The organism is Streptomyces sp. NPDC104307, from assembly GCF_055584045.1.
Genome location: NZ_JBVJMU010000019.1, coordinates 172220 through 183854 on the forward strand (window position 1 = coordinate 172220; position 11635 = coordinate 183854).

Annotated in this window: 10 protein-coding genes and 1 pseudogene; 8 read left to right on the plus strand and 3 right to left on the minus strand. The window is 68.0% G+C overall.

Features of this window, described 5'->3' with window-relative positions; translation table 11 throughout:
* Window positions 1–383 precede the first annotated feature (383 nt).
* A complete protein-coding gene (locus tag ACZ601_RS33725) occupies window positions 384–617 on the minus strand; it encodes a DUF397 domain-containing protein (RefSeq protein WP_073739179.1) in 234 nt (77 codons plus the stop codon).
* A gap of 281 nt (window positions 618–898) precedes the next feature.
* Here ACZ601_RS33725 and rpsO point away from each other — a divergent pair, with 281 nt between their 5' ends.
* The 5 genes and pseudogenes from rpsO to ACZ601_RS33750 all read left to right on the plus strand — a co-directional run.
* On the plus strand, window positions 899–1189 hold the full coding sequence (rpsO, locus tag ACZ601_RS33730) for a 30S ribosomal protein S15 (RefSeq protein WP_018551846.1): 291 nt from the start codon (window positions 899–901) through the stop codon (window positions 1187–1189).
* A 270-nt stretch (window positions 1190–1459) separates the two neighbouring features.
* On the plus strand, window positions 1460–3673 hold the full coding sequence (locus ACZ601_RS33735) for a polyribonucleotide nucleotidyltransferase (RefSeq protein ID WP_469545057.1): 2214 nt from the start codon (window positions 1460–1462) through the stop codon (window positions 3671–3673).
* A complete protein-coding gene (locus tag ACZ601_RS33740; protein ID WP_469545042.1) occupies window positions 3670–5049 on the plus strand; it encodes a M16 family metallopeptidase in 1380 nt (459 codons plus the stop codon). Before ACZ601_RS33735 ends, ACZ601_RS33740 begins: the two co-directional genes overlap by 4 nt.
* Window positions 5050–5068: 19 nt before the next feature.
* Window positions 5069–5821, plus strand: a complete 753-nt coding sequence (dapB, locus tag ACZ601_RS33745) for a 4-hydroxy-tetrahydrodipicolinate reductase (protein WP_469545045.1) — start codon at window positions 5069–5071, stop codon at window positions 5819–5821.
* 14 nt (window positions 5822–5835) lie between these two features.
* Window positions 5836–6273 (plus strand): annotated as a pseudogene (locus ACZ601_RS33750) (tetratricopeptide repeat protein); the annotation flags it as partial.
* Between the two features lie 322 nt (window positions 6274–6595).
* Here ACZ601_RS33750 and ACZ601_RS33755 read toward each other — a convergent pair.
* Both ACZ601_RS33755 and ACZ601_RS33760 read right to left on the minus strand, forming a co-directional pair.
* Window positions 6596–7147 (minus strand): hypothetical protein, encoded by a 552-nt coding sequence (locus ACZ601_RS33755; protein ID WP_311302893.1) that lies wholly within the window; start codon window positions 7145–7147, stop codon window positions 6596–6598.
* 94 nt (window positions 7148–7241) lie between these two features.
* Window positions 7242–7481 carry a hypothetical protein gene (locus ACZ601_RS33760; RefSeq protein ID WP_469545047.1) on the minus strand — a complete coding sequence of 80 codons (240 nt, stop codon included), beginning with the start codon at window positions 7479–7481 and terminating at the stop codon, window positions 7242–7244.
* A 186-nt stretch (window positions 7482–7667) separates the two neighbouring features.
* On the opposite strand from ACZ601_RS33760, the gene thyX reads away from it, so the two are divergent.
* The 3 genes from thyX to ACZ601_RS33775 all read left to right on the plus strand — a co-directional run bounded on the left by thyX (window position 7668) and on the right by ACZ601_RS33775 (window position 11275).
* The gene (thyX, locus tag ACZ601_RS33765) at window positions 7668–8405 is read left to right on the plus strand and encodes an FAD-dependent thymidylate synthase (protein WP_440577454.1); all 738 of its coding nucleotides are present in this window, start codon (window positions 7668–7670) and stop codon (window positions 8403–8405) included.
* A 152-nt stretch (window positions 8406–8557) separates the two neighbouring features.
* The gene (gene dapA / locus ACZ601_RS33770) at window positions 8558–9457 is read left to right on the plus strand and encodes a 4-hydroxy-tetrahydrodipicolinate synthase (protein ID WP_073739187.1); all 900 of its coding nucleotides are present in this window, start codon (window positions 8558–8560) and stop codon (window positions 9455–9457) included.
* Window positions 9458–9589: 132 nt separating this feature from the next.
* On the plus strand, window positions 9590–11275 hold the full coding sequence (locus tag ACZ601_RS33775) for a ribonuclease J (RefSeq protein WP_469545049.1): 1686 nt from the start codon (window positions 9590–9592) through the stop codon (window positions 11273–11275).
* Window positions 11276–11635 lie beyond the last annotated feature (360 nt).

Consider the following 11635-nt stretch of genomic DNA (forward strand, 5'->3'; position numbering starts at 1 on the left):
CCCTCTGTGCCGTGGTGGGTGGGGGCGACCGTTCCCACAGTGCGAACCGCCCGGCTCTCCCCCTGTAACGCGCATTGCCTGCCCGCAGGTTCCTCTGCCGCGTCCGGACCCACCCTAATCGTCATCGGGCCCGGTACGGCAGGCCGTACGGCACCGCGGGCACTGTCCCCTACGTCACGTACTGCCCCCAAGTGAACTGAGTACGGCAGAGAGTGAAGGGAGATGCGATCAAACGGGCACATCTACGCAGGGAAACCTGAACATTTCGCACACCACAGTGGGCACGTCCACCTGAACGTGCCCACTGTGCCCGCCGCGACCGGGGCCTGTGCCCACCGCGACAGCGGCTGAGTCCGCGTACCGCCGTACCGTCGCTCGCCCCGTTACTTGAGGTCGAACTCGCCGTCCCGGGCGCCCAGTACGAAGGCGCGCCACTCGGCCTCCGTGTAGCGCAGCACGGTCTCGGGATCCAGCGAGGACCTCATCGCCACCGCCCCGCCGGGCAGATGCGCGATCTCGACACGCTCCTCGGCATCCTCGGTGCCGGGCGCGCTCAGCCATTCCACCCCCGAGATGTCGAGTGCGTACAGCTCGTCCTTCTCCGCCTGCGTGCCCATCGTCAAGTCTTCCTCTCCGTACGGTGCCTCTGCACGGCACCGTACAGGCCAGGAACGGGCGGGGGACGCGGTCCGGAATTCCGCAGCGCCCGGCTCGCGTCCGTGCTCCCGTCGGGTGCGCTCCGGGCGGCTGGTAGTCTGGGTGTGGCCGTTTGTGTACGCGTTCCCGGTTCGTTCTGGGAACTGCGCTCATCGGACCTTCGCTCCCGAGTCACGCAAGCTCCCCTGAGATCAAGACCAGGGGCACTCGTGGGCGCATCGAACACCTAGAGGAGTACCGCGTGCCGCTCGACGCCGCTACGAAGAAGCAGATCATGACCGAGTTCGCGCAGAAGGAGGGCGACACCGGTTCCCCCGAGGTTCAGGTGGCCATGCTCTCCCGCCGCATCTCGGACCTCACGGAGCACCTCAAGACGCACAAGCACGACCACCACTCCCGTCGTGGTCTGCTGATCCTGGTCGGCCAGCGTCGCCGCCTTCTGCAGTACCTGGCCAAGAAGGACATCCAGCGCTTCCGTGCGCTCGTCGACCGCCTCGGCATCCGCCGTGGCGCGGCCGGCGGCGCCAAGTAAAGACGCTGTGAAAGGGAGCGGTGCCCGTATCCATGGGGCCGCTCCCTTTGCCGTACGTGCGGGACTGGGGTCAAGCTCAGTAACCTGGACGTACAACACCAGACGAGGAGAGGCGCCCCACGGCCGCCGCCGGTCCTCGGTAGTGGCCCCCGGGACAACGCCCGGGAGCTTCGATCGAAGACCGGCCCCGCACACACGGTGCGCCTCTCCGCACCGTCCTGCGCCACACGGGCGACAGGACGAAAGACGACGAGTATGGAGAAAACACTAGTGGAGAACGAGACCCACTACGCCGAGGCCGTTATCGACAACGGAACCTTCGGCACCCGCACCATCCGCTTCGAGACGGGCCGCCTGGCCAAGCAGGCCGCCGGCTCCGCCGTCGCGTACCTGGACGACGACACCATGGTGCTGTCGGCCACCACCGCTTCCAAGCGGCCCAAGGACCAGCTCGACTTCTTCCCCCTCACGGTGGACGTCGAGGAGCGGCAGTACGCCGCCGGCAAGATCCCCGGCTCCTTCTTCCGCCGGGAGGGCCGCCCCTCCGAGGACGCGATCCTCACCTGCCGCCTGATCGACCGCCCGCTGCGCCCCTCCTTCAAGAAGGGCCTGCGCAACGAGATCCAGATCGTCGAGACGATCATGGCGCTCAACCCCGACCACCTGTACGACGTGGTCGCGATCAACGCCGCCTCCGCCTCGACGATCCTGGCGGGCCTGCCCTTCTCCGGCCCCATCGGCGCCACCCGCGTCGCCCTGATCAAGGGCCAGTGGGTCGCCTTCCCGACGCACACCGAGCTTGAGGACGCCGTCTTCGACATGGTCGTCGCCGGTCGCGTCCTGGAGGACGGCGACGTCGCGATCATGATGGTCGAGGCCGAGGCCACCGAGAAGACCATCCAGCTCGTCAAGGACGGCGCGGAGGCCCCGACCGAAGAGGTCGTCGCCGCCGGTCTGGAAGCCGCGAAGCCCTTCATCAAGTCGCTCTGCAAGGCCCAGTCGGACCTCGCCGCCAAGGCTGCCAAGCCCACCGGTGAGTTCCCGGTCTTCCTCGACTACCAGGACGACGTCCTGGAGGCGCTCACCAAGGCCGTCAGCACCGAGCTCGCCAAGGCGCTCACCATCGCCGGCAAGCAGGACCGCGAGGCGGAGCTCGACCGCATCAAGGAGATCGCGGGCGAGAAGCTCCTCCCGGCCTTCGAGGGCCGCGAGAAGGAGATCTCCGGTGCCTACCGCGCGCTGACCAAGAAGCTGGTCCGCGAGCGCGTCATCAAGGACAAGGTCCGCATCGACGGCCGCGGCGTCACGGACATCCGTACGCTCGCCGCCGAGGTCGAGGCCATCCCGCGCGTGCACGGCTCGGCGCTGTTCGAGCGTGGCGAGACCCAGATCCTGGGCGTCACCACCCTCAACATGCTCCGCATGGAGCAGCAGCTGGACACCCTCTCCCCGGTGACCCGCAAGCGCTACATGCACAACTACAACTTCCCGCCGTACTCCGTCGGTGAGACCGGCCGCGTGGGCTCGCCCAAGCGCCGCGAGATCGGCCACGGCGCGCTCGCCGAGCGCGCCATCGTGCCGGTACTGCCGTCGCGCGAGGAGTTCCCCTACGCGATCCGCCAGGTCTCCGAGGCGCTGGGCTCCAACGGCTCGACGTCCATGGGCTCGGTCTGCGCCTCCACCATGTCGCTGCTGAACGCCGGTGTGCCCCTCAAGGCCGCCGTCGCCGGTATCGCCATGGGCCTGATCTCGCAGGAGATCGACGGCAAGACCCACTACGTCGCCCTCACCGACATCCTCGGTGCGGAGGACGCGTTCGGTGACATGGACTTCAAGGTCGCCGGTACGAAGCAGTTCGTGACCGCCCTCCAGCTCGACACCAAGCTCGACGGCATCCCCGCCTCGGTCCTGGCCGCCGCGCTGAAGCAGGCCCGTGACGCCCGCCTCCACATCCTCGACGTGATGAACGAGGCCATCGACGTCCCGGACGAGATGTCCCCGAACGCCCCGCGGATCATCACCGTCAAGATCCCGGTGGACAAGATCGGTGAGGTCATCGGCCCCAAGGGCAAGATGATCAACCAGATCCAGGAGGACACCGGCGCCGACATCACGATCGAGGACGACGGCACCATCTACATCGGTGCCCAGCAGGGCTCGCAGGCCGAGGCCGCGCGCGCCACGATCAACGCGATCGCCAACCCGACCATGCCGGAGGTCGGCGAGCGCTACCTGGGTACGGTCGTCAAGACCACCACCTTCGGTGCGTTCGTCTCCCTGATGCCCGGCAAGGACGGTCTGCTGCACATCTCGCAGATCCGCAAGCTCGCCGGTGGCAAGCGCGTGGAGAACGTCGAGGACGTGCTCGCCGTCGGCTCCAAGGTCCAGGTCGAGATCGCCGAGATCGACTCCCGCGGCAAGCTCTCCCTCATCCCCGTCATCGAGGGTGAAGAGGACGAGAAGAAGGACGACACCGACAAGTGACGTCCCGTAGTTCCGCGACGACGGCCCGCACCTCTTCGGAGGCGCGGGCCGTCGCCCGTACCCAAACGCTTCTCAAGGGCAGCAACGGCATCGGCACGGTCCGCCGCACGGTCCTCCCCGGCGGCCTGCGCATCGTCACCGAGACCCTGCCCTCCGTACGCTCTGCCACCTTCGGGATCTGGGCCAACGTCGGATCACGCGACGAGACCCCGACCCTGAACGGCGCGACGCACTACCTCGAACACCTCCTCTTCAAGGGCACCGGCAAGCGCAGCGCGCTGGACATCTCCTCCGCCATCGACGCGGTCGGCGGCGAGATGAACGCCTTCACGGCGAAGGAGTACACCTGCTACTACGCGCGGGTCCTCGACACGGACCTGCCGCTGGCCATCGATGTCGTCTGCGACATGCTGACCGGCTCCCTGATCGCCCCCGAGGACGTCGACGCCGAGCGCGGCGTCATCCTTGAGGAGATCGCCATGACGGAGGACGACCCGGGCGACTGTGTGCACGACCTGTTCGCGCACACCATGCTCGGCGACACCCCCCTGGGACGCCCGGTCCTCGGCACGGTCGACACGGTCAACGCACTGAGCCGCGGCCAGATCGCCCGCTTCTACAAGAAGCACTACGACCCCACGCACCTCGTCGTCGCCGCCGCGGGCAACGTCGACCACGCCACGGTCGTGCGCCAGGTCCGCAAGGCCTTCGAGCGGGCCGGCGCGCTCTCCCGCACCGACGCGACGCCGGTGGCGCCCCGTACGGGCTCCCGCACGCTGCGCACCGCGGGCCGGGTCGACCTGATCAACCGCAAGACCGAGCAGGCCCACGTCGTCCTCGGTGTGCCGGGACTGGCCCGCACCGACGAGCGCCGCTGGGCACTCGGCGTACTCAACACCGCCCTCGGCGGCGGAATGAGCTCCCGCCTCTTCCAGGAGGTACGGGAGAAGCGCGGCCTCGCCTACAGCGTGTACTCGTACACCTCGGGCTTCGCGGACTGCGGCCTCTTCGGGGTGTACGCGGGCTGCCGGCCCAGCCAGGTGCACGACGTCCTCAAGATCTGCCGCGAGGAGCTCGACCGCGTCGCGGCGGACGGACTGGACGACGACGAGATCGGCCGAGCCATCGGCCAGCTCTCCGGATCCACGGTCCTCGGCCTGGAGGACACCGGCGCGCTCATGAACCGCATCGGCAAGAGCGAACTGTGCTGGGGCGAGCAGATGTCGGTCGACGACATGCTGGCCCGCATCGCACAGGTCACCCCGGACGACGTCCGTGCGGTGGCGGGCGAGGTCCTCGGACACCGCCCCTCGCTGTCGGTCATCGGCCCGCTCAAGGACAAGCAGGCCGACCGCCTCCACGAATCAGTGGCCTAGTCACCCGAAAGAAGTAAGCATGAGCAAGCTGCGCGTAGCCGTTCTCGGTGCCAGGGGCCGTATCGGCTCCGAGGCGGTACGAGCTGTCGAGGCCGCGGAGGACATGGAGCTGGTGGCCGCACTCGGCCGCGGCGACAAGCTGGAGACCCTCACGGACACCGGCGCCCAGGCAGTCGTCGAGCTCACCACGCCCGCGTCGGTGATGGAGAACCTCGACTTCTGCGTCCGGCACGGCATCAACGCGGTGGTCGGCACCACCGGCTGGACCGACGAACGGCTCGCGCAGCTGAACACCTGGCTCTCCGGCTCGCCGGAGACCGGTGTGCTCATCGCGCCCAACTTCTCCATCGGCGCTGTCCTCACGATGAAGTTCGCGCAGCAGGCCGCGCGCTACTTCGAGTCGGTCGAGGTGATCGAGCTCCACCACCCGAACAAGGCCGACGCCCCCTCCGGCACTGCCGCCCGCACCGCCCAGCTCATCGCCGCTGCCCGCCGCGACGCGGGCAGCGCACCCCAGCCCGACGCCACCAGCACGGCGCTGGACGGGGCGCGCGGAGCGGACGTCGACGGGATCCCGGTCCACTCGGTCCGGCTCCGTGGCCTCCTGGCCCACCAGGAGGTGCTGCTCGGCAGTGAGGGCGAGACCCTCACCATCCGGCACGACTCGCTGCACCACAGCAGCTTCATGCCGGGCATCCTGCTCGGTACCCGCCGTGTCGTGACCACTCCGGGCCTCACGTTCGGCCTGGAAAACTTCCTCGACCTGAACTGACTGAGCCCACCGCCATGCGCGCAAAGATCACGTACACCGTCACCGCCGCCGTCCTGGTCTTCTACTTCGTCCTGGCCGGCAGCCGTGGCGTCCTGCTCATCCGGCACGGCACGCTGCTCACGGTGACCTTCGGGGTCGCGGTGCTGATCCTGCCGCTGATCGGCACCTGGTTCCTCTGGAAGAACACCCAGTTCGTCCGACGGGCCAACGTCCTGGCCGCCGAGCTCGACGCCGAGGGCGGGCTGCCGGTCGACGACCTGGCCCGTACCCCGAGCGGCCGCATCGACCGCGACTCCGCCGACGCGGCCTTCGCCCGCCGCCAGGCGGAGACGGAGGACACCCCGGACGACTGGCGCTGCTGGTTCCGCCTGGCGGTCGCCTACCAGGACGCCAGGGACACTCCCCGGGCCCGCAAGGCCATGCAACGGGCGATCGCACTGCACAACACCGGCACACCGCTCCGGACCCGGCCGGGCACCTCAGCCCCGGCAGACACCCCGAGCCTGAATGTCACTTCGGACCCGGCGAACACTCCGAGCCCGTCAGGCACCCCGAGCCCGAATGTCACTTCAGGCCCGGCGAACACTCCGAGCCCGTCAGGCACCCCGAGCCCGAATGTCACTTCAGGCCCGGCAGACACCCCGAGCCCGTCAGGCACCTCAAGCCCGTCCGGCGTTTGAGGACGATCTTTTGAGCCCGTCCGGCGATTGAGGACACAGAAAAGCCGCCCGGCGACCGAGGGACCCCGGTCGCCGGGCGGCAAGGCCACGGGCCCTACTGCTGCCGGTACTCGTCCCCCCACGCCTCAATCGTGTCGGCCGCCCGGTCAAACGCCTCGCCCCGCGTGAGGAAGTCCGCGTTGGAGTCCGTGAGCAGCGGCGGCACCGCGTCGCCACCCCGGCGCACGACGATCAGGGCCTGGCCCTGAACCGTCCGGGGGAACCCGAGCCACTTCACCGGCTGCTGCACCGTACGGACCGCGGTGGCGCGGTTCCACGGCACGGTCGTCGTACGGAAGAAGCCGACGCGGCGCACGCCGTGCCGGCTCACCCAGGCGCCGATCCGCAGCATCCGCAGGGCGCAGATGATCACGGCGAGCGCGAGCGCGAGACAGGCACCCGCCCCGGGCCCGGCTCCGGCGAACGCGATGATCATCCCCGCGAACAGGATGAACGAGGCGAGCAGCAAAAGGGTGGCCGCAGCCGCGACCCGCCACGGTCCGGGGCGGTAGGGACGCCGCCAGCTGTCGTGGTCGTCGAACGGCAGCGCTACATCCTCAGCGCTCGCGTCAAACGCGCGGTCGGCCGTCAGGAAGGGCAGGGGCACGACTGATCCTCACTCACAAGCACGCTCGATTGCTGTGCCCGGTGAGGCTACCGAGGGGGTGGCAGGGCGTACCACCCCAGGGGGCCCGTACGAGTCAGTGCCCCGGTGCTGCCTCGGTCTGCTGGCTGTGCGACGGCGACTGATCGGGTGCCAGGGCCGGAAGGCCGAGCAGCAGTGATCCGGCGAGGCCGGCGACCACGGCGAAGCCGACGAGGCTGCGGGCCGCCAGCTCGGAGAGGGTGGTGCGCTCCCGGGGCGGCGGTGTGACGTTGCTGCGGAATCGGTCGGCCTCGGCCACGAACGAGAACGGGACGGCTTCACGCCGGCGGAACATGAGGTAACTCTCCTTGAACTCTGTATCGGGTGGTGCTAATGAGTCAGACGCATGGCGGGCCCGATCGGTGCCCCGAATCGCCGAATTGGTCGAAAGAATCCTCGAAAGGGCGGTGCCGACCGCGTTGTCAGAGGCGGCCCGTAGAGTGGGCGCCGCCCGAGCGACGCCATTGGAAGGACCCCGCCGGTGACCGAGACCCCCGAGCCCGCAAAGCCCAGCTTCCGCAGTGATGTCACCGTTGAGCTGGTGAAACATGCCGCAGGCGACTCCGATGTGCTCTTCGCCGCCCGTGTCTCCACGGCCGGCGAACAGTCCCTGGAGGAGGTCACCAAGGATCCTGAGCGCTCCAAGGGGCTCATCAACTACCTGATGCGGGACCGGCACGGAAGCCCGTTCGAGCACAACTCGATGACCTTCTTCATCAGCGCCCCGATCTTCGTGTTCCGCGAGTTCATGCGGCACCGCGTCGGCTGGTCGTACAACGAGGAATCGGGCCGCTACAGGGAGCTGGAGCCGGTCTTCTACGTACCGGGGGAGTCCCGCAAGCTCGTCCAGCAGGGCCGTCCCGGCAAGTACGAGTTCGTCGAGGGCACCGAGGCCCAGCAGGAGCTCACGGGCCGCGTCATGGAGGACTCCTACCGCCAGGCGTACGAGGCGTACCAGGAGATGCTCGCGGCGGGTGTGGCCCGCGAGGTGGCCCGCGCGGTTCTCCCGGTCGGGCTGTTCTCCTCGATGTACGCCACGTGCAACGCCCGCTCGCTGATGCACTTCCTCGGCCTGCGCACCCAGCACGAGCTGGCGAAGGTCCCGTCCTTCCCGCAGCGCGAGATCGAAATGGTCGGAGAACGGATGGAGGCGCACTGGGCGGAGCTCATGCCGCTCACCCATGCAGCCTTCAACAAAAATGGACGCGTCGCCCCATAGGCGGTGTCCGTATTGCGGCGTTTCGTGAAGTTCATCTAGGCTGATCAAACGGACCCGGCACTGCTTGAACCCCCGAGCAGGCAGTGCCGGGCTCCTATCGCTTGTCCCCCCGAGGGGACACCCGGCGCCGAGCAACGAGTAGCGTGTTACCCATGGCTCCGATCTCCACTCCGCAGACCCCCTTCGGGCGGGTCCTCACCGCTATGGTCACGCCCTTCACGGCGGACGGCGCACTCGACCTCGACGGCGCCCAGCGGCTCGCCACCCATCTGGTGGACGCAGGCAACGACGGCCTGATCATCAACGGCACCACCGGCGAGTCCCCGACCACCAGCGACGCGGAGAAAGACCAGCTCGTAAGGGCTGTGCTCGAAGCAGTGGGAGACCGGGCGCACGTCGTCGCCGGTATCGGCACCAACGACACCCGCCACAGCGTCGAGCTCGCCCGCACCGCCGAGCGAACCGGCGCGCACGGCCTCCTCGCCGTGACGCCGTACTACAACAAGCCGCCGCAGGAGGGTCTGCTGCGGCACTTCACCGCGATCGCGGACACCACCGGCCTGCCGGTGATGCTGTACGACATTCCCGGCCGCAGCGGTGTGCCGATCGACACAGAGACACTCGTGAGGCTCGCGGAGCACCCGCGCATCGTGGCCAACAAGGACGCCAAGGGCGACCTCGGCCGGGCCAGCTGGGCCATCGCCCAGTCGGGCCTCGCCTGGTACTCCGGCGACGACATGCTGAACCTCCCGCTCCTCTCGGTCGGCGCGGTCGGCCTCGTCTCCGTCGTCGGCCATGTCGTCACCCCCGACCTGCGGGCCCTCGTGGAGGCCTTCCTCGGCGGCGACGTCCAGAAGGCCACGGAGATCCACCAGAAGCTGCTCCCCGTCTTCACCGGCATGTTCCGTACCCAGGGCGTGATCACCACCAAGGCCGCGCTGACCCTCCAGGGTCTCCCCGCAGGCCCGCTGCGTCTCCCCTTGGTCGAACTCTCCGCGCACGAAACGGCACAACTCAAGATCGATCTCGCCGCCGGTGGGGTACAGCTGTAACCACAGACTTCACAACTGAATACGCGAAGAAACCTCGCAAGAGGGCAACACCCCAAGACAACAGCAAGTGCACGATTGACATGCGCGCCACGTGCCCAAGCGGTACGTGGCGCGTGTGGTAAGGAGAGTCTTTTGAGTCATCCGCATCCTGAACTCGGCACCCCGCCGAAGCTCCCGAAGGGCGGCCTGCGGGTCACCCCGCTCGGTGGCCTCGGCGAAATCGGCCGCAACATGACGGTCTTCGAGTACGGCGGCCGCCTGCTCATCGTCGACTGCGGCGTCCTCTTCCCCGAGGAGGAGCAGCCCGGAATCGACCTGATCCTTCCGGACTTCACGACGATCCGGGACCGTCTCGACGACATCGAGGGCATCGTCCTCACGCACGGCCACGAGGACCACATCGGTGGCGTCCCGTATCTGCTGCGCCTGAAGCCGGACATCCCGCTGATCGGCTCCAAGCTGACCCTCGCGCTCATCGAGGCGAAGCTCCAGGAGCACCGCATCCGTCCGTACACCCTTGAGGTCACGGAGGGCCAGCGCGAACGCATCGGCGTCTTCGACTGCGAGTTCATCGCGGTCAACCACTCCATCCCGGACGCCCTCGCGGTCGCCATCCGCACCCCTGCGGGCATGGCCGTCGCCACCGGTGACTTCAAGATGGACCAGCTTCCGCTGGACGGCCGCCTCACTGACCTGCACGCCTTCGCGCGGCTGAGCGAGGAGGGCATCGACCTGCTGCTCTCCGACTCGACGAACGCGGAGGTGCCCGGCTTCGTACCGCCGGAGCGGGACATCTCGAACGTCCTGCGCACGGTCTTCGCCAATGCTCAGAAGCGCATCATCGTGGCGAGCTTCGCCAGCCACGTGCACCGCATCCAGCAGATCCTCGACACGGCTCACGAATACGGCCGCCGGGTCGCCTTCGTCGGACGGTCGATGGTCCGGAACATGGGCATCGCCCGTGATCTCGGCTACCTGAAGGTTCCCGCGGGTCTCGTCGTCGACGTCAAGACCCTCGACGACCTGCCGGACGACGAGGTCGTGCTGGTCTGCACGGGTTCCCAGGGTGAGCCGATGGCGGCCCTGTCCCGGATGGCCAACCGCGATCACCAGATCCGGATCGTCCAGGGCGACACGGTCATCCTGGCGTCTTCGCTGATCCCCGGCAATGAGAACGCGGTCTACCGCGTGATCAACGGCCTCACCCGCTGGGGCGCCAACGTCGTCCACAAGGGCAACGCCAAGGTCCACGTCTCGGGCCACGCCTCGGCCGGCGAGCTGCTGTACTTCTACAACATCTGCAAGCCGAAGAACCTGATGCCGGTCCACGGCGAATGGCGCCACCTCAGGGCCAACGCGGAGCTGGGCGCCCTCACCGGTGTACCGAAGGACCACATCGTCATCGCCGAGGACGGCGTGGTCGTCGACCTGATCGACGGCAAGGCCAAGATCGTCGGCAAGGTCCAGGCGGGTTATGTGTACGTCGACGGCCTTTCGGTCGGCGACGTCACCGAGACCTCCCTCAAGGACCGCCGGATCCTCGGTGATGAGGGGATCATCTCCGTCTTCATCGTGGTCGACAGCAACTCCGGCAAGATCGTGGGCGGCCCCCACATCCAGGCCCGGGGTTCCGGCATCGATGATTCGGCGTTCAGCGCGGTCGTACCGAAGGTCCAGGACGCACTGAACAAGTCCGCCCAGGACGGTGTGATGGAGCCGCACCAGCTGCAGCAGCTGGTCCGCCGCACGGTGGGCAAGTGGGTTTCCGACACCTACCGCCGGCGCCCGATGATCCTTCCGGTCGTCGTCGAGGTCTGATCTCGACGCGCACGAACAGGCACGAACTCCGGAGCGGGGCCCCCGATTTGCATCGGGGAGCCCCGCTCCAGTACGTTTACGGCTCCGCCTCACCGGGAAGCACCGCGCGCACTCGTGCGCCGTGTGACTCCCACGGAGGATGGAAATTCCGACTCAGAAGTTCTGATAAAGTCGGAACCGCCGAAAGGCAAGGCCACTTCAACGGCCACCGGAATTCAAATTCGAACCGGAAACGGAACGAAATCGAGTCTGGTAGGGTTGGGACCGCCGGAAAGGGAAACGCGAAAGCGAAGAACTGGAAAGCGAAAATGCGAGGCCCGCTTCGACCGGGAATCGGACACGAAAGAGTCTGATAGAGTC

Excerpts from the sequence above, each read along its gene's own strand:
- ACZ601_RS33725 (WP_073739179.1), bottom strand. The coding sequence starts at position 617 with ATGGGCACGCAGGCGGAGAAGGACGAGCTGTACGCACTCGACATCTCG.
- ACZ601_RS33760 (WP_469545047.1), bottom strand. The coding sequence starts at position 7,481 with ATGTTCCGCCGGCGTGAAGCCGTCCCGTTCTCGTTCGTGGCCGAGGCC.
- dapA (WP_073739187.1), top strand. The coding sequence starts at position 8,558 with ATGGCTCCGATCTCCACTCCGCAGACCCCCTTCGGGCGGGTCCTCACC.
- dapB (WP_469545045.1), top strand. The coding sequence starts at position 5,069 with ATGAGCAAGCTGCGCGTAGCCGTTCTCGGTGCCAGGGGCCGTATCGGC.